The following is a 20,378-nucleotide window of genomic DNA, read 5'->3' on the forward strand; positions in this document are numbered from 1 at the left end:
GTGCGCGGCTATGCGTTCAGTGAGCGCCGTATGCGGGCGATGAGGTCGTCGGCGTCGAGGGGCTTGGTGACGTAGGCGGTGGCTCCGGAGGCCAGGCTCTTCTCCTGGTCGCCCGGCATGGCCTTGGCGGTGACGGCGATGATCGGCAGGTCGGCGTAGCCCGGCATGGCCCGGATGGTGGCCGTGGCGGTGTAGCCGTCCATTTCGGGCATCATCACGTCCATGAGGACCAGGTCGGTCTCCGGGTGTCTTTGGAGGGTCTCGATGCCGGTACGGCCGTTCTCCGCGTGCAGCACCCGCATGCCCTGGAGTTCGAGGATGCCGGTGAGCGCGTAGACGTTGCGGGTGTCGTCGTCGACGACGAGCGCGGTGCGGCCGGCCAGTGCCCCGCCGCCCCCGGGAGGTTCGCGCCGGCGTGAGGTGTCGGGGCGGACCAGGGGCAGGACGTCTCCGGGTGCGTCCGCGGACAGGTGCAGGGCGATGCGTTCGCGCAACTCGTCCAGGCTGGAGAGCAGTTCGACGGGCCGGTGGGCGGCGTGGTCCTGCAGGGCCTGTTCCCGGGTGGCGTCCAGGCGCCTGCTGCTGTGGGCCAGGACGGGAACGCTGCGCAGCGCGGGGTCGCCGTCCATGGCCTCCAGCAGGCGCATGGCCGCCCCGGCGGACATGCTGACCTCCAGGACCACGCAGTGGCACGGCTCGGCGGCGAGCGAGGCGGCGGCTTCCTGGGCGTCGACTGCGGTGACGACTTCGGCCATGACGCCCGGGCCGGGGGTGTGCGGGTCGTCGCCGGTGAGGTCGGCGACGGCGCTCTCGGCGACCAGGGACAGCAGTCCGCGCGGCCGTTCCTCTATCACCAGCAGCCGCCGGCGGGCGGGAGCGGGCAGGGCGATTCCGGCGGCCGGGACGGCGGTGAGGGACGCGCCGGTCCGCTCGGGGCCGGCCGCCGGGGCGGCGACGGCCTCCTTGAAGTCGGCGCGGGCCACGGGCAGGAAGAGGGTGAAGGTGCTGCCGTGCCCGAGCGTGCTCCGGGCGGTGACGGCGCCGCCGAGGAGGTGGGCGATCTCGCGGCTGATGGACAGGCCCAGTCCGGTGCCGCCGTATTTGCGGCTGGTGGTGCCGTCCGCCTGCTGGAACGCGCCGAAGATGCTGTCCAGTTGCTGTTCGGCGATGCCGATGCCGGTGTCGCCGACCTGGAAGGCGATGGCCGGACCGCCCCGGTGGGCGGGCTGGGGGAGCTCGCTCTCGGCGACGGGCAGGATGCGGAGCTCGACCGAGCCCTCCTCGGTGAACTTGACGGCGTTGGAGAGGAGGTTGCGCAGGATCTGTCGCAGCCGGGAGTCGTCGGTGAGCAGTTCGGCCGGCAGTCCGGGGTCGGTGGTGATCCGGAAGTCCAGGCCCTTCTGGGCCGTCATGGGCCGGAAGGTGGCCTCGACGTAGTCCAGCAGGTGGTGCAGCGGGACGCGTTCGGGGGTGACGTCCATCTTGCCGGCCTCCACCTTGGACAGGTCGAGGATGTCGTTGATCAGCTGCAGCAGGTCGGAGCCGGCGGAGTGGATGATGCCGGCGTACTCGACCTGCTTGGGGGTGAGGTTGCGGGTGGGGTTCTGGGCGAGGAGCTGGGCGAGGATGAGGAGGCTGTTGAGGGGGGTGCGCAGTTCGTGGCTCATGTTGGCCAGGAACTCCGACTTGTACTTCGATGCCAGGGACAGCTGCCGGGCCCGTTCCTCCAGTTCCTGCCGGGCCTGTTCGATCTCCAGGTTCTTGTGCTCGATGTCGCTGTTCTGGGAGGCGAGCAGCGCCGCCTTCTCCTCGAGTTCGGCGTTGGAGCGCTGCAGCTCCTCCTGCTGGACCTGCAGTTCCTCCGAGCGGGCGCGCAGCTCCGCGGCGAGGCGCTGGGATTCGGCGAGCAGCTCGTCGGTGCGGGCGTTGGCCAGGATGGTGTTGACGTTGACCCCGACGGCTTCCATCAGCTGGTCGAGGAAGTCGCGGTGGACGGGGGTGAACGCAGACACCGAGGCCAGCTCCATGACGCCCAGGACCTGGTCCTCGACCACGACGGGCAGCAGGATCAGGCCCGTCGGCTCGGCACGGCCCAGCCCCGAGCTGATGGTGACGTAGCCGGCCGGGAGCCCGTCCACCGTGATGGTGCGGCGGCCGCGCGCGGCCTGGCCGACGAGGGAGCGGCCCAGGGGGATGCAGGGCGGGCGTTCGCCGACGTGGGGGTAGCCGTAGGAGCCGATGAGCCTGAGGACCGTGCCGGCCTCGCCGTCCTCGGCGAGGTAGAACGCCCCGTACTGGGCGCCGACCAGCGGTGTCAGCTCGTCCATGACGAGCTCGGCGACCACGGCCAGGTCGCGGTGGCCCTGCATGAGGGCCGACATGCGGGCCAGGTTGGTCTTGAGCCAGTCCTGTTCCTGGTTGGCCCGGGTGGTCTCCCGCAGGGACCCCACCATGGAGTTGATGTTGTCCTTGAGTTCGGCGACCTCGCCGGAGGCGTCGACGGTGATGGAGCGGGTCAGGTCGCCCTCCGCCACGGCGCTGGCGACCTCGGCGATCGCCCGGACCTGGCGCGTGAGGTTTCCGGCCAGCTCGTTGACGTTCTCGGTGAGCCGCTTCCAGGTGCCGGAGACGCCCTCGACCTCCGCCTGGCCGCCGAGGCGGCCCTCGCTGCCGACCTCGCGGGCGACGCGGGTGACTTCGGCGGCGAAGGAGGAGAGCTGGTCGACCATCGTGTTGATGGTGTTCTTCAGCTCCAGGATCTCGCCCCGGGCGTCCACGTCGATCTTCTTCGACAGGTCGCCCCGGGCGACGGCGGTGGTCACCTGGGCGATGTTGCGGACCTGGTTGGTCAGGTTGTTGGCCATCGAGTTGACGTGGTCGGTGAGGTCCTTCCACGTGCCGGCGACGTTGGGGACCCGGGCCTGGCCGCCGAGGATGCCCTCGGTGCCGACCTCACGGGCGACGCGGGTCGCCTCGTCGGCGAACGCGGACAGGGTGTCGACCATGACGTTGATGACGCCGGCGAGTGCGGCGACCTCGCCCTTCGCCTCGACGGTGATCTTCTGGGAGAGGTCGCCGCGGGAGACGGCCGTGGCGACCTGGGCGATGGAACGCACCTGGCCGGTCAGGTTGGAGGCCATGACGTTGACGTTGTCGGTCAGGTCCTTCCACGTGCCCGACACGCCGCGCACCGTCGCCTGGCCGCCCAGGTTGCCCTCGGTGCCGACCTCGCGGGCGACGCGGGTGACCTCGTCGGCGAACGCGGAGAGCTGGTCGACCATCGTGTTGATGGTCTCCTTCAGCTCCAGGATCTCGCCCCGGGCGTCCACGGTGATCTTCTGCGTCAGATCGCCCTGCGCCACGGCCGTGGCGACCTGGGCGATGGAACGCACCTGGGCGGTGAGGTTGCCGGCCATGAAGTTCACCGAGTCGGTCAGGTCGCGCCAGGTGCCGGAGACTCCCTTGACGTCGGCCTGGCCGCCCAGGATGCCGTCGGTGCCCACCTCGCGGGCCATGCGCGTCACTTCGTCGCCGAAGGAGGAGAGCTGGTCGACCATCGTGTTGATGGTCTCCTTCAGCTCCAGGATCTCGCCCCGGGCGTCCACGGTGATCTTCTGCGTCAGATCGCCCTGTGCCACGGCCGTGGCGACCTGGGCGATGTCCCTGACCTGGGTGGTGAGATTGCCGGCCATGACGTTCACGGAGTCCGTGAGGTCCTTCCAGGTCCCGGAGACGCCGGGCACCCGCGCCTGGCCGCCGAGCCGGCCCTCGCTGCCGACCTCCCGGGCGACCCGGGTGACCTCGGAGGTGAACAGCGACAGCTGGTCCACCATCCCGTTGAAGACGGTGGCTATTTCGCCGAGCAGGCCCTCCCCGCCGTCCGGCAGACGGGTGCCGAAGTCGCCGTCGCGCACCGCGGTCAGCCCGGCCAGCAGTTGCCGCAGTTCCGGCTCGGCCACCACGTCGGCGGTGCGGCGCGGCGCCCGTGCGCGCGGTGCGGGAAGGGAGTCGTCCGGCGTGCCGTCGCTCATGTACCAGCCTCTTCCGCTCGTCCAGCACGGGTCGAAGAGCGCGATGCGCACGAGGCTATCGCAGGTGGCCCCACCTGATCCGGGGTTCGGACGGCCGGCCTGCCGCAAGCGCCCGTCACCCCGCCGGGGCTGCCCCCGAAGCGGCCGCCGCCGCGTCCGTGTCCCGGCCGCCCGGGTGACGGTGGCGCCAGGTCCAGAAGACCGTGCAGGAGACCGCTGCCCACACGGCGAGGACCGCGAAGGGGAAGAGGTGCTGGTGCTCGCCGAAGTAGACGGCCGTGTGCTGGGCGTTGACCGAGGCGCCGGGAGGCAGCCAGCGGCCGATCGAGCCGAGCAGCGAGGGGAGCAGGGGCCAGGAGACGGCTCCGCCGGAGGAGGGGTTGCCCAGGAGGACCAGCAGGCCCCACGTGGGGAGCATCGCCCAGCGTCCGATCAGGACGTTGAACATCGAGAAGACCATGCCCGACGTGAACATGGTCAGCGCCAGGATCAGCCACGACTCCACGAAGGGCAGCCGCAGCGCGCCCAGCCCCCAGTCCACGACCGCCGCGATGGTGAAGCCGCCCAGCAGCGCGTAGCCGGCGGTGAAGGCGATGCGCTCGGCCGGGTTGAGGTCGAAGGCGTGCACGCTCAGCTGGATCGCGCCGACGAAGCCGACGATCACCGCGGCGAGGGTGATGTAGAAGAGCGCCAGTCCGCGCGGGTCGCCCTTTTGGAGGGGGTTGATGTCCTTCACCGTCACCGGCACCCCCATGGCCCTGCCGACCTGGGGCGCGGTCTCGGACAGCAGTTGCGCGACGGTGGCGCCGGACGCGCCGGAGACGTCCAGCTCGGCCGCGCCGGGGCCCTCCCGCAGGATCGCGTAGACCTTCTGTTCCTCCACCGCGTTCCTGGCCGCCTCGTAGGTGGCGTAGTGGTGCAGCTTGAGCTCGGCGCCCAGCGCCTTCTCCATGCCCTGGACGAATGCGCCCCGCTCGACCTCGGGCGCGGGCACGCCGGTGACGGCGGTGGGGACGCTGTGCGGTGTGGGGTTGGCCATGGCGTAGGTGTAGGAGCCGGCGAAGAGGCCGGCGGCCGCGGCCACGATGAGGGCGAGCACGGTGGCCGGGAAGAACGGCGAGTGGCGGAAGGCCCGCCGGCGTTCACCCGCGCGAGGGCGTCCGACGGCGTCGGCGGGGCTGTCGCCGTCGCCGCTCGTTCCGCCCATGCGGCCACCATAAGCCGACATGACGGGCGCGGCGCGGCCGGGACTGCCGGGCGGGTGCCGCGCGTTCCGGGCGGTGCGAGCGCCGTCTTTCTCCGCGGATTTCGCCGACAGGCGAATGACGCCGCGGGACAAGGGCAGAAGCCGCTCTGAACAGTCGAGCCAAGGAGGATGCGCGTGACCACCACACATGCGACGCGGTCGGCCGTGGCCGAGAAGAGCGGCACGCAGGTGTGCGGGCCCCGGGCGGGCGAACCGGCACTGCCCGAGGTGGACGACCCGGCCGGCACCGACCCGCGGGACGCCCGGTCCCTGACCAAGCTGTTCCTCGACCGCCTGGCGGTTCTGGAGGAGGGAACGCACGAATACCAGTACGTGCGCAACACCCTCATAGAGATGAACCTCTCCCTGGTCCGCTTCGTCGCCAAGCGCTTCCGGTCCCGTGCGGAGCAGATGGAGGACATCGTCCAGGTCGGCACCATCGGTCTCATCAAGGCGATCGACCGCTTCGACCTCACGCGCGAGGTGGAGTTCACCACCTTCGCCATTCCCTACGTCACCGGCGAGATCAAGCGCTTCTTCCGGGACACCAGCTGGGCCGTCCACGTACCCCGCCGGCTGCAGGAGCTGCGGGTGGAGCTGGCGAGGGCGACGGACGAGCTCTCCAGCCGGCTGGGCCGCGCCCCCGGAGTCAAGGAGCTGGCCGAGGTGATGGACCTCTCCGAGGAGGAGGTCGTCGAGGCCCAGATCGCCAGCAACGGCTACCGGGCCAACTCCCTCGACATGCCCACCGACGACGACGCCCCGTCAAGTGGCCGCACGGCCTCCCGGCCCTGGGTCGACCGCATCGGCACCACGGACGAGAACCTCGAGAAGGTCGAGAACCTCCACGTCCTCAAGCACGTGATGCCCGGGCTGGACGAGCGGGAGCGGCGCATACTGCGGCTGCGCTTCGGCGAGGAGATGACGCAGACCCAGATCGGGGCCGAGCTCGGCATCTCCCAGATGCACGTCTCCCGGCTGCTCAGCCGTACGCTCGCCAAACTCCGCACGCACCTGCTCACCGAGCAGTGACCGCCCGGGCTGCCCTGGACGTCAGCCCGCTCGTGGGGCGGCCGGGCCTGCGGCTGACGGGGGAAGTGAGCCTGAGCACGCACACGACGTGGGAAGGCGCGCTGGCATCGCTGCCGGGCCTGGGCACCCTGCCCTGCCTGGAGCTGGCCGCCGTCACCTTCGTCGACGTCGCCGGCGCCGCCGCGCTGGCGCTGACGGCCCAGCGGCTCGAAAGCGGCCGGCGGATCATCGTGGACCGGCCACCGCCCTCACTCCGCCGTACGTTGGAGACGTTCTGGTCCGGCTTGGCAGCGATCGAGGTGACGGGGTGCGGGAAGTGACAGCCGCGGACGGGACGTTCACCCACCCGGCGCTGTTCTACCGGGACCAGTGCGAGTACGTGGCCGCGGGCGTCGCCTTCGTCCGCTCCGGGCTGGAGGCCGGGGAACCGGTCGCGGTGGCCGTCCCCGAGGACAACCTGAAGCTGCTGCGCGCGGAGCTGGGCAAGGACGGCGCGGCGGTGCGGTTCGTCGACATGGCACAGGCCGGCCGCAACCCCGGCCGGATCATCCCCCGGGTGCTGCGGGCCTTCGCCGACGCCCACCCCCACCGCCACGTCCGCCTCATCGGCGAGCCGATCTGGGCCGGCCGCTCCCCGGCCGAGTACCCCGCGTGCGCCCAGCACGAGGCCCTGATCAACCACGCCTTCGCCGGACGCCGGGTCACCATCCTGTGCCCGTACGACGCCGCCCGGCTGGCGCCCGAGGTGCTGGCGGACGCGCACGCCACCCACCCCGTCGTCATCAGCGACGGCCTGGAGCTGGCCAGCGGCTCCTACGCCCCGGACCACGTCGTCGCCGCGTACAACCAGCCGCTGCCGCGCCCGCCGGGCGCCTTCGCCTTCTCCTTCGACGGCTCGCTGCTCCCCGACGCCCGGCACCTGGTCCTCGAACGGGCCGTCGCGCTGGGCCTGCCGCCCGGTCGCCGCGACGACCTGGCGCTGGCCATCGCCGAGCTGACCACCAACAGCGTCGTGCACGGCGGCGGCTCCGGCACGGTACGGATCTGGGCCGAGGGCGACCACGTGGTGTGGGAGGTCGAGGACGGCGGGCACATCGGCGATCCGCTGGCGGGCCGCTGCCCACCCCCGCCCGACCGCCCGGGAGGCCGCGGCCTGCTGCTCGTCCATTACGTGAGCGACCTCGTCCGCACCCACACCCTGCCGGGCGCCACCACCACGCGCTGTTATCTGCGGCGCTGACCGCCCGCCCGCATACGATGCCGGAATGAGGCCCTTCCTGGTCCGGCACCGCTCCCGGCTGCCCGTCGGCGAGGCGTGGCGCCGGCTCACCGACTGGGAACGGCACGCCGCGCACGTCCCGCTCACCCGCATCCTCGTGACGACGCCGCCGCCGACGGGCGTGGGGACGCGGTTCGTGGCGCGGACCCGGCTGGGTCCGGTGGCCGTCGAGGACGTCATGGAGGTCGTCCGCTGGCAGCCGCCCTCCGACGGCGCTCCCGGCCTGTGCCGCCTGCAGAAGCGCGGCTCGGCCGTCACCGGCTGGGCCGAGCTGGAGGTGGGCGCGACCGGCACGGAGTCGTGGGTCGTCTGGCGCGAGGCCCTGCATGTGACGGGCCTGCCGCGCTGGTGCGACGCACTGACGAACCGGCTCGGCCACCGGGTCTTCGGCCGCGTGGTCAGGGGCCTGCTGGACGAGTGACACCGGCGCGGGCGGCCGCGGTCCGGGCGATGTTGCGGGCCATGCCGCCGAACACGAGGGCGTGGAAGGGCGAGACGCTCCACCAGTAGAGGTGGCCGAGCAGTCCGCGGGGATGGAACAGCGCCCGTTGCCGGTAGCGGCTGCGTCCCGCCCCGTCCCGTTCGGCGTACATCTCCAGCCAGGCCAGGCCCGGCAGCCGCATCTCGGCGCGCAGCCGCAGCAGACGGCCCGGTTCGATCTCCTCGACCCGCCAGAAGTCCAGGGAGTCACCCACCCGCAGCCGCTCGGCATCACGGCGCCCGCGGCGCAGCCCGACCCCGCCGATCAGCCGGTCCAGGCGTCCGCGCGCCGCCCAGGCGAGCGGAAAGGAGTACCAGCCGTTGCGGCCGCCGATGCCCTCGATCACCCGCCACAGCACCTCCGGCGGGGCGTCGACGCTCTGTTCGCGCCGGTCGGTGTAGAGGCTGCCGCCGGCCCAGTCGGGGTCGGTGGGCAGCGGATCGCTGGGGGCTCCGGGGACCGAGGCCGAGGACCAGTGGGTGGCGACCTGGGCGTCGCGTACGCGTTCGAGGGCCAGGGACAGTGCCGTGTCGAAGCCGACGGGGCTGCCCGGCGGGTCGGGGACGTGGCGGGCGATGTCGTGTTCCCGGCAGACCACTTCGTGGCGCAGCGACTCGGCGAGCGGCCGGGCGATGGCGTGCGGGACGGGGGTGACCAGGCCGATCCAGTAGCCGGAGAGGCGTGGCGTCAGGACGGGTACAGGCAGGATCAGCCGGTGGGGCAGCCCGGCGACCGCCGCGTACCGGCGCATCATCTCCAGGTAGGTGACGACGTCGGGGCCGCCGATGTCGAAGGTGCGGTTGACCTCTTCGGGGAGGTCGGCGCTGCCGACGAGGTAGCGCAGGACGTCGCGTACGGCGATCGGCTGGATGCGGGTGCGCACCCAGCTGGGGGTGACCATGACCGGCAGGCGCTCGGTGAGGTAGCGCAGGATCTCGAAGGAGGCCGAGCCGGAGCCGATGATGACCGCGGCGCGCAGGACCGCCGTGGGCACGCCGGAGGCGAGGAGCACCTCGCCGACTTCGGCGCGCGAGCGCAGGTGCGGCGAGAGCCTGCTCGCCGGGACTCCGGCGGGGGTGAGGCCGCCCAGGTAGACGATGCGCCGTACGCCGGCGGCGCGGGCCTGCTCGCCGAAGGTCCCGGCCGCGGCGCGGTCGGTGTGTTCGAAGCCGGAGCCGGTGCCGAGGGCGTGGACGAGGTAGTACGCCGTGTCGATGCCCTCCATCGCCGCGCGGACCGATGCCGCGTCGGTCACGTCGCCGCGGACCACCTCGACGCTGCCGGTCCACGGGTGGTCGCGCAGTTTGCCGGGCGAGCGGGCCAGGCAGCGCACCCGGTGGCCGGCGTCCAGGAGCTCGGGCACCAGGCGGCCGCCGATGTAGCCGGTGGCCCCGGTCACCAGGCAGTGATGCCGCCGCCGGTCGCCGTCAGGGGTCATGGGTTCCTCCACGGGTCGTACGCTCCTGGTCCACCGTCTCCCGCCGTGGCGTTCTCCGCCCGTTCGGAGTCCGCTGCCGGCCTCCCGGTTCGGCCCCGACAGGGATCGCCCGCGTGCTAGAACGGCCTGATGTCTTCACGGTCCCCATCGCGACGGCGTTTCCTGTGCGCGGCTGCCACGGCGGCCGCCCCTCTCCCGCTGGGCGGCGCGCTCGCGCACGCCGAGGCCCGCGCCCGGACGGACACCGACTGGATGGGTGACTGGCCGTCGCCGCTGCGGGCCGCGGTCCGCGCGGCGATGCCCGTGGCCGTCCGCCACGCCCGGGCGTCGGCGAAGTGGCCCTTCGGGGCGGTGCTGGTGGATCCGGCCGACGGAGCCGTCGTGGCCGGGGCGGGCAACTCCTCGGAGAGCGGCGATCCCACCGCCCACGCGGAGGTGAACCTGCTGCGCTCGGCCGCGGCGGCCGGCATCGATCTGCCCGGGCACGTCCTGGTCTCCACGGCCGAGCCCTGTCCGATGTGCGCGGGCGCCCTGCTGTGGGGCGGGGTGCGCGCGGTCGCGTACGGCACCTCGATCGCCAGGCTCATCGCCTGGGGCGTGCCGCAGATCGACGTCCCCCTCACCGAGCTCGTCCGCAAGTCGCTTCTGCCGCGGCCGTCCGTGGCCCGTGCGGTGCGCACGGAGATCACCGATCCGCTCTACCGATCGCTCTCCCGGGCGACCGGGGATTCGCATGTATGACTGGGCATCAAATGCCCTTTCGTGATGGTTGACCACTCCTTCGACCATCATCGAAGGGTGTGGCCGGGATGTCCGCACAGGGCCCAGGCTGACGGAAGAGGCAAGACGTAGCCTCCCTGTCGAGAGGAACCCATCGTGCGAACACGAGAACTCTCCCCCGCCGGCCGGAGCCGGAGCCGTCTGCTGGGCCTGGTCACCTTCGCGCTGGCGAGCGTGCTGGTTTGTTCTGTGGCCGAGCCGGCGGGCGCGGCCACCGAGCGGGTCCAGGCCTGCGGCTGGAACAAGCCCGGCGGCGAGCACCCCTACTACGAGCACTGCGCCACCAATACCAATGTGTGGATCCAGGTCACCCGGTGGGCGCGGCCCAACTACCACCGCTGCGTCGGCCCGGGCAGGACCGTCCTGGACTTCGACGCGACGGGCGCCTGGTACGACAGCAACTACCGGGGCGGGCTCTGCGCCCACCCCGGGGACACCGGGCCCTGACAGGTCGTTGCCCGCTCCGCGGCGCCGGTCGGCGGCGTCGCGGGGCGCACCGGCCTCACAGGGTGAGGCGGTACTCCAGCACCTGGTGCGTGGGGACGTATCCGAGGCCGTCGTTGATGCGCCTCATGTACGCGTTGCCGTCGGCGGTGTCGGTCAGCAGGCCGGCGAGGCCCGGGTGGTCCTCGCGCGCCCGCCGGATCGATGCGGCCTTCATCCACCGGCCCAGGCCGTGTCCGCGGTGCCCGGGCAGGACGGCGGTGCCGTAGTGCTGGGCGTCGCCCCGGCCGTCGCCGGGCACGACCAGTTCCGTGAAACCGGCGATCGAACCGTCGCGTTCGTCCACGGCGGCGACGGTGTGGAGCAGTTCGCCCCGCTCCCGGACCGCCCGCGCCGCTTCCCGGACCCGGTCCACGTCCCAGGTGACCGTGGTGCGGCCGGCGTCGTGCCCGGCGTCGTCCATCGGCATGTCGTCCATGGCGCGGCGCGAGGCCGCGAACGTCCCGGCGAGGTGGTCGGGGACGGTCCCGTGCCAGGACGTCAGCCGGTAGCCGGGGTGGGGGCGCCCGACGATGCCCACGAGGGCCGTGGCGTCCACCGTGTCCAGGGCCAGCCGGGCGTAGGTCAGCGTGAGTGCCTTCCGAAAGCCCCGGGCGGGAAGGAAGCGGCCTCCGGGGGACCCTGCCTCGGCCTGGGCGACGACATGGCGTCTGCCGTCCTCCCGTGCGGCGGCCAGTGCGGCGTCGAGCAGGCGCGAGCCGATGCGGCGGCGGCGCTCGGCGGGGTGGACGGCGAGCGTCAGCTCGGCCAGGTGCTCCCGGCCGGCGTCGGTGAACACGCGCAGGAACGCCGAGCCGACGGGGATGCCGTCGGCGTCGGACGCCAGCCACGCCAGGCGGTGGCCGGACAGAACACGGCCGGGGCAGGTCAGTGGGGTGATGTGGATCGACACGGCGCCTTACGTCTCCGTCGGGGGCGGGCCGGGTGAACGTAACGCGCCGCCGGAGCGTCCGCAACGGGATTACCGGGCGGGAGGGGAGCCGAAGGAGCCGCCGGCGGGAGGGCGGATAGGCTCGGCCCTGCTCATCACCCCTCGCAGGAAGAGCCATCGACATGCACTCGTGGGACAGGACGCTCACCCTCGCGGGCATCCGCGACCGTCAACTGCGCGACGACTACACCCGCCAGCGCGTCCTGGTCTCCGCCTACCGGCGCCACGCCTACGTCGCGGTCCGCCTGTTGCTCCCGCCGGCGCTCGTTCCGCATGTCATCGCCGCCACCGCGTTCATGCATCGCACCGATACGCTCCTCGACGAGGGCGGCCCCCACGCCGGGGCTGCCTACGCGGCGTGGGAGAAGGAGGTCCGCGACGGTCTGGCCACCGGGCAGAGCGGGGATCCGGTGCTCCGCCCGCTGCTGCACACCGTCTCCCGCCACCCCCGACTGCGCGGCCACGTCCAGGAGTTCCTGGCGGGGGCGCCCATGGACCGCGACTTCACCGGCTTCGCCGACGAGGCGGAGTACGGGCGATACGTCGACGCCTACTCGCTTCCGGCGTTCATGCTCATCGCCTGCCTGCTCCTGGACCCCGACGCCGGCGCCGACGCCACCCGTGAGCTGTGCCGCGCCTACATCGACGGCAGCCAGCGCCTGGACTTCGTCAACGACCTCGCCGAGGACCTGCGCGACGGCCGCCTCACGCTCACTCAGGAGGCCCTGGAACGGCACGGCGTCTCCCGTGAGGACCTCGAGAACGGACGCGAGAGCGCGGCCGTACGCGCCCTGTTCACCGATCTCCTGGGCCGGGCCCGCCGTGACCTGCTCGCCAGCAGGCGCCTGCCCGCTCTCGCGCCGGCGGCCCACCGGGCGTTCATCCGGGCGGTGATCACGCTGGAGGTGCTCACCGCCGACGCGGCCATGGCCAAGGGCACCGGCCTGCTGCGCGGCTCGGCGCGCCCTTCCGTGCCGGCCGCGCTCCGGGTTCTGGTGCGCGAGTACGTCCGGCGCGGCCGCTGAGGCGGCACCGCCTTCGTCAGGCCTCGCGGACGGCGTCCGCCGAGACGTAGGACTGCAGGGGGCGCGGGGCTTCGCCGCTGGGGCGGGCGGTGAGGCGGGGCAGGAGGATCTCGCTGATGCCGCGGACGGAGCCGTCGCTGTGCAGCAGTTGCATGATGGGCAGGTCGCATTGGAACTGCTTGCGGAGCGTCGCCAGGAGCTCCATGGCCATCAGGGAGTCCATTCCGTAGTCCCTGAGGTTCCCGGTGGGGTCCAGCTGGTCGGCGGGCATGTGCAGGATGTCGGCGATGACCGAGGTCAGGGCCTTCTCCAGGAGGTCGAGCGCCTCCTCGGGGGAGGCGGCGGCCAGGCGGGCCAGCAGTTCCTCGAGCCGGTAGTCGGTTCCGATGAGCGGCGGGGGGACGACCGCGGCGAAGCGGGGCCCGGCGAGCGAGGGCGCGATCATCGCCATCCGCGCCCAGTCGCAGCGTCCGTAGGCCGTCACGTCGGTGCCGTGCGCGTGGAAGCGGTCGAGGGCGGTGCACGCCTCGTGCGGGGTGACGGGCGTCAGGCCGGCCGCGGCGAGGGAGGAGGTCAGGCCCTCGCGTGCCACGTAGCCGGTCTCCGCGATCGCGCCCCAGGCGACCGCCAGGCCGGGCTCCCCGTCGTGGCGGCGCCGGCGGGTGAGGGCTTCGAGGAAGAGGTTGGCCGCCGCGTAGTTCGTCTGCTTGATGTTGCCGGTCCACGCGGTGAGCGACGAGTAGAGCGTGAGCGAGGTGTTCCGGTGGCGGGTGAGCTGGTCCAGGATCATGGCGCCGGCCATCTTCGGTGCCAGTACGGCGCGTAGCCGCTCGTCGTCCAGGTCGGCCAGCGCCTCGTCCTCCAGGTGCAGGGCGGCGTGGACGATACCGCGCAGGGGATGCCCGGTGGCATCGATCCGCCGCAGGAGAGTCCGCATGGCGTCGGCGTCCGTGACGTCGGCGGCGTGCACGCTCACCGAGGCTTCGCGGGCGGCGAGCCGGGCCAGGACCTCGGGTGCCTCGGGGGTGTCGACGCCGCGGCGGCCGACGAGTGCCAGGTGGCGGGCGCCGCGCTCGGCGAGGTGGAGGGCGGTGCGCGCGCCGAGCCCGCTCAGCCCGCCGACGACCAGGTACGTGCCGTCGGGGTCGACGGGCGTGGGGGCGGGGAAGGTGCGGACGGGCACGGGTTCGTCGAAGGACAGGAGGACTTTGCCGATGTGCCGGGAGTGCTGCAGCAACCGGAAGGCCTCCTCGGCCCGGTGGGCGGGGTACGCCTGGTGCAGCAGGGGCCGGTAGCGGCCCGCGCGGAGGCGTTCGGCCACCGTTTCCAGCGCGGCCGAGACGGCCTCGGGGTCGGCGAAGGTCATGCGGGCGAGGTCGACCACGTGCAGGGAGGCGTTCCCCGCCAAGGGCCGCAGGAGTGTGCGGCTGTTGGCGTAGAGGTCCCGCTTGCCCAGTTCCACGAACCGTCCGCCGTGCGCGAGGACCTCCATGCTGCGGGCGGCCGCCTCGCCGCTGAGGGAGTTCAGCACGACGTCGACGCCCCGGCCCGCGGTCAGCTCCCTGATCCGGTCGGCGAAGGACAGGGACCGGGAGTCCAGGACGTGGTCGACGCCGAGTGCTGTCAGCAGGTCCCGCTTCGCGGGCGAGCCGGCGGTGGCGATCACCTGGGCGCCGAGGTCCTGTGCGTACTGCAGGGCGGCCAGGCCGACGCCGCCCGCGCCTCCGTGGACGAGGAGGGTCTCCCCGGGGCGCAGCCGGGTCAGCTCCTCGAGGCTGTGCTGGACGGTGAGGAAGGCCACCGGCACGGTGGCCGCCTCGGTGAAGGTCATGCCGGTGGGAATCGGGCGGACCAGGGACGCCAGGGTGTGGGCGTGCCCGGCGTAGGCGTCCATCAGGCCGAAGACGCGGTCCCCCGCGGTGAGGCCGGTGACTCCCGGTCCGACGGCGGTGATCACGCCCGCGCCCTCCAGGCCGATGTGCCCCTCGGAGGCGATGCTCTCGTCGGCGGCCGGGGGCAGCAGGCCGGTGGCGACCATGATGTCCCGGTAGTTCAGGGCGGCGGCCCGCACGGAGACGACCACCTCTCCCTCCCCGGGCACGGGGGTGGGTCGTTCGTCCCAGGTGAGCCGGTAGCCCAGTCCCGGCCGGTCGACCACCAGCCGGTGGCTGCTGCCGCTGCCGTCGTCGGCGGTGCGCGGCGCGCGGGGGTGGGGCGCGTGCACGACACGGGGGACGAACCGGCCGGCGGCGGTGAGGACGACCTCGTCCTCGTCCGTGCCGGTGGCGGGCGGCAGTTCGTCGAGCAGCCGCCCGGCGTCGGCGTCCGGTGCGGTTCCGCGGTCGAAGGACACGCGTTTGACGGCCAGCGACGGCAGCTCGGCGGCAAGGCTGCGGGCCGCTCCCCACGCGGCGGCCTGGCCGGGCACGGCGGGCCGTTCCGGGGCGGGGAGGGCCCCTGTGGGGTGGCAGACGAGGACCAGAGTGCGCAGGGCCGGGTCGGTGCCCTGCGCGCGGTGGGCGCGGGCGATCGCGCGCAGGACGGCCAGCCGCCGCACCGCCAGGTCCACCGCGAGGTGGGGGTAGCCGTCGGCCGCGTGGTCGGAGCGGGCGCTGAGCAGGTGGACGACGCCGGTGGGCCCGGTGCCGTCCGCCCGGAAGTCGTCCCCGTCGTGGTGCACCGCGTCCGCGGACAGGGTACGGACGTGCGGGCTGCCCGCCGCGGCGAGCCGGGCGGCGAGTGCGCGGACCATCGCCTCTTCGGAGTCGTCCTCGGTGATGAGCACCCAGGACGACGGGATGGGGTCGGGCGCCGGCTCCACGGCCGTACCGCTCGCGGCCGGTTCCCCGGTGGACTGCGGCCGGCGCTCCTCCTCGGACCGTTCGGGGCCCGCTCCTCGCCTGCGGGCGAGCAGCACAGAGAACTGTTCCCGCAGCGGTGACCGGTCCGTCCCGGTCTGCACCACGTCGCCGAACCCGTGCTCGGCGAGAAGCGGCGGCCATTGGTGGCGCGGCAGGAGCACCGATCCGGGGCGCAGGTGGGTGTCGTCGGTCTGCCAGAAGCTGTCCAGCATGCCGAAGATGCCCACCAGCACCTCGGGGGCGTGCGTCTCGACGGCGATCAGGTGTCCGTCCCGGGCCGTGAGTGACGCCAGGTGACGCAGGCAGCGGCCGACGTCCTTGGCCGCGTGGAGGGAGTATCCGGCCACGATCACGTCGAAGCTCTCGGGGGTGAAGCCCTGGGCGAGGGGGCTGACGTCGAGGTCGAGCGTGCGGTAGTCGACGAAGTCGTAGTCGGCGAAGCGGGCCTGGGCGGCCGGGAAGTACGCCGGCGAGACGTCGGTGAAGGCGTACTGGGTGCGGTCGGCGGGCAGCAGGGGAAGCAGCCAGGCGGTGAGGCCGCCGGTGCCGGCGCCGACCTCCAGCACGCGCAGGGCGCGGTCGGCCGGCCACACGGCGACCAGTTGCCTCAGCAGGGCGCGGGCGATCCTGTTGTGGAGGCGATTGACCAGATCGATGTCGTAGAACTGGCCGATCAGTTCGGGGCCGCTGTCGAGGAAGAGCGACTCCATGGGGTCCCGCCGGCCCCGCACCACGTCGTGCAGTGAGTAGGTGGTACGCAGGAGGAGCACGGAGGTGGCGAGCTGGTCCGGCGCGGACAGGATCTGTTCCCGGATCGCCCGGGCGCGCTCCTCGGCATCGCGGATGTGCCACGCCCGCTCCCGGCGGCACAGGACGCCGTGGCGCTCCCCCATCTCCAGCAGCAGGGCGAAGGGAGCGCGGAAGCGCGGCTCGACCACGGCCGGGACGGCGTCGTCGAACATGGCGGCCGGCTCGGGGAGCAGACCGCAGAACGCCTCGATCGCGCCTTCCGCGGTCAGGGCCTGTGCGTCGCGCAATTGCCGGGCGTACCGCTCGTGGAGGAAGGGCGCCGTGACGGCGTCGATCTCCGGCCGCGCCTTGCTCAGGACGGTCGCGGGCGCGGGGAGGGGCGAGGGCGCGACGGGCCGGCCGGGCAGCGGGGCGGCGCGCAGGACCGTCGCGTACTGGCCCAGGTCGTCGATGCCCTTGATCTCGATCCGCTGCAGGCGGCACTCGTCCATCTCGACGGCGACGGCCCCCTCCTCGTCCATGATCGTGATGTTCCAGACGGCCTCCCGCCGGGTCCGTGAGCGCAGGCGCAAGTGCACCCATCCGGTGGGCGCGACGGTGCGCCACACCCGTACGCGGCCGATCGCCGCGGGCAGGTAGATGGTGTCCGCGTCGGTCATGAGCGCCACGCACGCGTGCCAGGCGCCGTCGAGCAGGGGCGGGAAGACGACGTAGCCGCCGTATCCGTCGTCCGGTGGGGTGCAGTGGTAGGAGGCCAGCACATCTCCGTCGCCGACGTGGAGGTCGCGCAGGACGCGGAAGGCCGGCCCGTAGCGCAGGCCCACGCGGGCCGCGGTGTCGTAGAGCCACTGGATGTCGCGCCGCTCGGGGGCATGCTCCCGCAGCTGTGTGAGGTCGGCGTCCGGTGGGGGTGCGGTGGTGGCGAGGCGGCGGGCCCGGCCGCGGGCGTGCAGGCGCCAGCTGCCGGTGTCGCCGGTGCGGCTGGCGACGCGCCAGATGCCGTCCTCGTCGGAGAGGGAGGTCTGCAGCCGGATGTCCATGGCGGCGTCCCAGGGCAGGGGGAGTCCGCGGGGGATGTCGATGGTGTCCAGTTCGACGGGTGCGTCGAAGACCTCGCGTCCGGCCGCGAGGGCCATCTCCACGTATCCGACGGCCGGCATCACCACGGCCCCGGCGATGTCGTGGTCCCCGAGCCAGGGGGTGCGGGTGCGCTCCACGGTGGCGTGCCAGACCGGCTCGAGGGCGGGGAGCCGTTCGCCGAGGAGGGGGTGGACGAGGACGCCGTCGCCGCTGGTGCGGACCCAGTGCTCGGGGGTGCCGTGCCAGTGGTGTTCGCGCTGCCAGGGGTAGGCGGGCAGGGCCCGCACCCGGCCGGGGGCGGGGAACCAGGGGTCCGTGCCGTCGTGGGGCCGCCGGGGGCCGGCGGCCAGCAGCCGGGCCGCCGCCCGCCGCACCCCTTCCGCCCCGGGCACGTCCGGGGTCATGGCCGGTGTGACGGGGAAGGGGGCGTGCGGTCCTTCGGCGGCGAGCCGGGACAGTGCGCCGCGCAGGACCGGCCGGGGCCCGATCTCGACGACTGCGGCCAGTCCGTCGGCGGCCAGTGCGCGGACGGCGTCGGCGAAGCGGACGGGGTGGCGGACGTTGCGCCACCAGTAGTCGGTGTCCAGTTCGCCGGGGCCGACCGGCCGGCCGGTGACGGTCGAGTACATCGGGATGCGGGGTGCCGCGGGGGCGAGGCCGGTCACCGACCGGCGCAGCGGTTCCTCGATGGCGTCCATGGCCGCGCTGTGGAAGGGGTGGTCGATGTCCAGCTCTTGGAAGGGCACGTTCCGTTCGGTCAGGGTGCGGCAGAGCGCGCGCAGGGCCGGGGTGTCCCCGGAGACGGTGACGTCCTGGGAGCTGTTGACCGCCGCGATCTCCAGCCGGCCGCGGAAGGGGGCGAGCGCGCGGGAGGCCTGTTCCTCGCCGAGGGCGACGACGGCCATGCGGCCCTGGCCGGCGGTGGCGGCCTGGGCCTGGCTGCGTCCGGCGACCGCTGGTGCGGCGGCGGCGAGGTCGAGGGCTCCGCAGAGGTGGGCGGCGGCGAGTTCGCCGCTGCTGTGGCCCAGGACGGCGTCGGGCCGCACGTGGTGGGCGGCGAGCTGGGCGGCCAGGCCCAGTTGGAGGGCGAAGAGGGCGGGCTGGGCGTAGCGGGTGTCCGACATCGGCCGGTGCGGCTGTTCGCCGTCCCGGGGTGCCGGGCGGGCGAGGAGTTCGGCCACGGACCAGCCGAGCAGGGGCGTCAGGTGGGCGTCCGCTTCTTCGACGGCGGTACGGAACGCGGGTGCGCCGGCCATCAGGTCCGCCGCCATGCCGTCCCACTGGCTGCCGTTGCCGCAGAACGCGAAGGCCACCGCGCCCTCGCCGGCGGGCGGGGTGCCGGCGGCGCGCAGCGCTCCCTCGTCGGCGGCCAGTTCGGCCAGTCGCCGGGCGGCGTCGTGGGCGCTGTCGGCGAGGACGGCCAGGCGGTGGGTGTGGCGGGCCCGGCGGCGGGTCGCGGTCCAGCACAGGTCGGGGAAGTCGTCCTCGTCGGCGGCGGCCAGGTGCGCGGCCAATGCGGCGGTGGCCTCGCCCAGCGCCTGGGGCGTACGGGCGGAGACGAGTACGGGCAGCGGGCCGTCCGGGCGCTCGCCGGCGGCTTGCGGCGGGGGCGGTCCGGCGAGGACGGCGTGGGCGTTGGCGCCGCCGAAGCCGAAGCTGTTCACGCCGACGAAGCCCGGGAGCCGGCCGGCCACCGGCTTCGCCTCGGTCGCCGGGTCGAGGTTCAGGGCCCGGAAGTCGATGGCGGGGTTGGGCGGTTCGGCGTGCAGGCTCGCCGGGACGTGTCCGTGGCGCAGGACCAGGACGGCCTTGAGCAGTCCGGTCAGCCCGGAGGCGGGTTCGCCGTGGCCGAGGTTCGTCTTCACCGAGCCGATCGGCAGGGGTCCCCGGGTGCGCCGCATGCCCAGGGCCCGGCCGATGGCCTCGCACTCGGGCGGGTCGCCGACGGGGGTGCCGGTGCCGTGGGCCTCGACGTACAGCAGGTCGTCGGCGGCGATTCCGGCGCGCCCGTACACCTCTTCCAGCAGCGCCTGCTGGGCCTGTGCGCTCGGTACGGCCAGCCCGGGGGTCAGCCCGTCGCAGTTGACGCCGCTGGCCACGATCACCGCGTGGACGCGGTCTCCTGCGGCCAGCGCGTCGGCCAGCGGCTTGAGCAGCACCACGGCTCCGCCTTCGGAGCGTACGTAGCCGTCCGCCTCCGCCGAGAACGTCGCGCACCGTCCCCGCGGCGAGAGCATCATGGCGCGCGAGAAACCGATGAACGCCTGCGGGCCCAGCAGGAGGTTGACTCCCCCGACGACGGCCGCCGCGCTGCGCCGCGAGCGCAGGATCTCGCACGCCTGGTGCAGTGCGACCAGCGAGGAGGAGCAGGCGGTGTCCACCGCCATGCTCGGGCCGCGCAGGTCGAAGGTGCGGGAGAGGCGGTTGGCGGTGATGGAGAGGGCGCTGCCGCTCATGGTGTGGGCGCCGACCTCCTCCAGGCGGGTCATCTGCAGCCCGCCGTAGGACATGTCGGACACTCCGACGAGCACGGCCGTGTCCGAACCTGCCAGCGTCCGCGGGTCGACGGCCGCGTCGTCGAACGCCTCCGTCGTCAGCTCCAGCAGCAGCCGCTGCTGGGGGTCGAGGTGCTTGGCCTCGCGCGGTGACATGCCGAAGTACGCCGCGTCGAAGCCGGCGATGTCGTCCAGATAGCCGCCGGCGAAGGTGTAGCTCTTGCCCTGCCGCTCGGGGTCGGGGTCCCAGAAGCGCGCGGCGTCGAAGCGTCCGGCGGGCGGACCGGCGCTGATGAGGTCCCGGCCTTCGGCCAGGGCGGACCACAGGCCCTGCGGATCGGCGATGCCACCGGGGAGCCGGCACGCCGCCCCGACCACCGCGATCGCTTCCCCGGAGAGTGCGTTCGACAGACCGGCATCCACCACGAGGCCCCCCGCCACAGCT

At 73.4% G+C, this 20,378-nt stretch carries 12 protein-coding genes; 7 read left to right on the forward strand and 5 right to left on the reverse strand.

Annotation, left to right across the window (positions count from 1 at the left end):
* Positions 1 to 8: 8 nt before the first annotated feature.
* Positions 9 to 4,031, reverse strand: a complete 4,023-nt coding sequence (locus ACIGXW_RS14300) for a HAMP domain-containing protein (protein WP_399573122.1) — start codon at positions 4,029 to 4,031, stop codon at positions 9 to 11.
* Positions 4,032 to 4,146: 115 nt separating this feature from the next.
* Positions 4,147 to 5,238, reverse strand: coding sequence for an ABC transporter permease (locus tag ACIGXW_RS14305; RefSeq protein ID WP_399573124.1), 1,092 nt, complete (start codon positions 5,236 to 5,238; stop codon positions 4,147 to 4,149).
* Positions 5,239 to 5,406: 168 nt separating this feature from the next.
* On the opposite strand from ACIGXW_RS14305, the gene ACIGXW_RS14310 reads away from it, so the two are divergent.
* Genes ACIGXW_RS14310 through ACIGXW_RS14325 form a run of 4 tightly spaced genes read left to right on the forward strand, consistent with a single transcriptional unit; the run spans position 5,407 to position 8,009 of the window.
* Entirely contained in the window at positions 5,407 to 6,309 is a 903-nt protein-coding gene (locus tag ACIGXW_RS14310) for a SigB/SigF/SigG family RNA polymerase sigma factor (RefSeq protein WP_399573126.1), read from the forward strand.
* Entirely contained in the window at positions 6,306 to 6,629 is a 324-nt protein-coding gene (locus ACIGXW_RS14315; protein WP_399573129.1) for an STAS domain-containing protein, read from the forward strand. The genes ACIGXW_RS14310 and ACIGXW_RS14315 overlap by 4 nt, the downstream gene beginning before the upstream one ends.
* Positions 6,626 to 7,549, forward strand: a complete 924-nt coding sequence (locus ACIGXW_RS14320; RefSeq protein WP_399573131.1) for an anti-sigma factor RsbA family regulatory protein — start codon at positions 6,626 to 6,628, stop codon at positions 7,547 to 7,549. The genes ACIGXW_RS14315 and ACIGXW_RS14320 overlap by 4 nt, the downstream gene beginning before the upstream one ends.
* A gap of 25 nt (positions 7,550 to 7,574) precedes the next feature.
* Positions 7,575 to 8,009, forward strand: coding sequence for an Immediate-early protein 2 (locus tag ACIGXW_RS14325; RefSeq protein WP_071967546.1), 435 nt, complete (start codon positions 7,575 to 7,577; stop codon positions 8,007 to 8,009).
* Here ACIGXW_RS14325 and ACIGXW_RS14330 read toward each other — a convergent pair.
* Positions 7,987 to 9,507: an SDR family oxidoreductase gene (locus ACIGXW_RS14330; RefSeq protein WP_399573133.1), complete on the reverse strand. Its 1,521-nt coding sequence runs from the start codon at positions 9,505 to 9,507 to the stop codon at positions 7,987 to 7,989. The genes ACIGXW_RS14325 and ACIGXW_RS14330 overlap by 23 nt on opposite strands.
* Positions 9,508 to 9,636: 129 nt before the next feature.
* Here ACIGXW_RS14330 and ACIGXW_RS14335 point away from each other — a divergent pair, with 129 nt between their 5' ends.
* Positions 9,637 to 10,248 (forward strand): nucleoside deaminase, encoded by a 612-nt coding sequence (locus ACIGXW_RS14335; RefSeq protein ID WP_104531843.1) that lies wholly within the window; start codon positions 9,637 to 9,639, stop codon positions 10,246 to 10,248.
* A 135-nt stretch (positions 10,249 to 10,383) separates the two neighbouring features.
* Positions 10,384 to 10,734, forward strand: coding sequence for a DUF6355 family natural product biosynthesis protein (locus ACIGXW_RS14340; protein ID WP_399573135.1), 351 nt, complete (start codon positions 10,384 to 10,386; stop codon positions 10,732 to 10,734).
* A 55-nt stretch (positions 10,735 to 10,789) separates the two neighbouring features.
* Here the strand turns inward: ACIGXW_RS14340 and ACIGXW_RS14345 are convergent, their stop codons facing one another.
* Entirely contained in the window at positions 10,790 to 11,683 is an 894-nt protein-coding gene (locus ACIGXW_RS14345; protein ID WP_399573138.1) for a GNAT family N-acetyltransferase, read from the reverse strand.
* A 161-nt stretch (positions 11,684 to 11,844) separates the two neighbouring features.
* Here ACIGXW_RS14345 and ACIGXW_RS14350 point away from each other — a divergent pair, with 161 nt between their 5' ends.
* Entirely contained in the window at positions 11,845 to 12,747 is a 903-nt protein-coding gene (locus tag ACIGXW_RS14350; RefSeq protein ID WP_399573140.1) for a phytoene/squalene synthase family protein, read from the forward strand.
* Between the two features lie 16 nt (positions 12,748 to 12,763).
* On the opposite strand, the gene ACIGXW_RS14355 is transcribed toward ACIGXW_RS14350, so the two are convergent.
* On the reverse strand, positions 12,764 to 20,359 hold the full coding sequence (locus tag ACIGXW_RS14355) for an SDR family NAD(P)-dependent oxidoreductase (protein WP_399573142.1): 7,596 nt from the start codon (positions 20,357 to 20,359) through the stop codon (positions 12,764 to 12,766).
* Positions 20,360 to 20,378: the final 19 nt, after the last annotated feature.

This window comes from Streptomyces sp. NPDC053079, from assembly GCF_044546695.1.
GTDB lineage: Bacteria > Actinomycetota > Actinomycetes > Streptomycetales > Streptomycetaceae > Streptomyces.

Excerpts from the sequence above, each read along its gene's own strand:
- ACIGXW_RS14300 (WP_399573122.1), bottom strand. The coding sequence starts at position 4,031 with ATGAGCGACGGCACGCCGGACGACTCCCTTCCCGCACCGCGCGCACGG.
- ACIGXW_RS14305 (WP_399573124.1), bottom strand. The coding sequence starts at position 5,238 with ATGGGCGGAACGAGCGGCGACGGCGACAGCCCCGCCGACGCCGTCGGA.
- ACIGXW_RS14310 (WP_399573126.1), top strand. The coding sequence starts at position 5,407 with ATGCGCGTGACCACCACACATGCGACGCGGTCGGCCGTGGCCGAGAAG.
- ACIGXW_RS14325 (WP_071967546.1), top strand. The coding sequence starts at position 7,575 with ATGAGGCCCTTCCTGGTCCGGCACCGCTCCCGGCTGCCCGTCGGCGAG.
- ACIGXW_RS14330 (WP_399573133.1), bottom strand. The coding sequence starts at position 9,507 with ATGACCCCTGACGGCGACCGGCGGCGGCATCACTGCCTGGTGACCGGG.
- ACIGXW_RS14335 (WP_104531843.1), top strand. The coding sequence starts at position 9,637 with ATGTCTTCACGGTCCCCATCGCGACGGCGTTTCCTGTGCGCGGCTGCC.
- ACIGXW_RS14350 (WP_399573140.1), top strand. The coding sequence starts at position 11,845 with ATGCACTCGTGGGACAGGACGCTCACCCTCGCGGGCATCCGCGACCGT.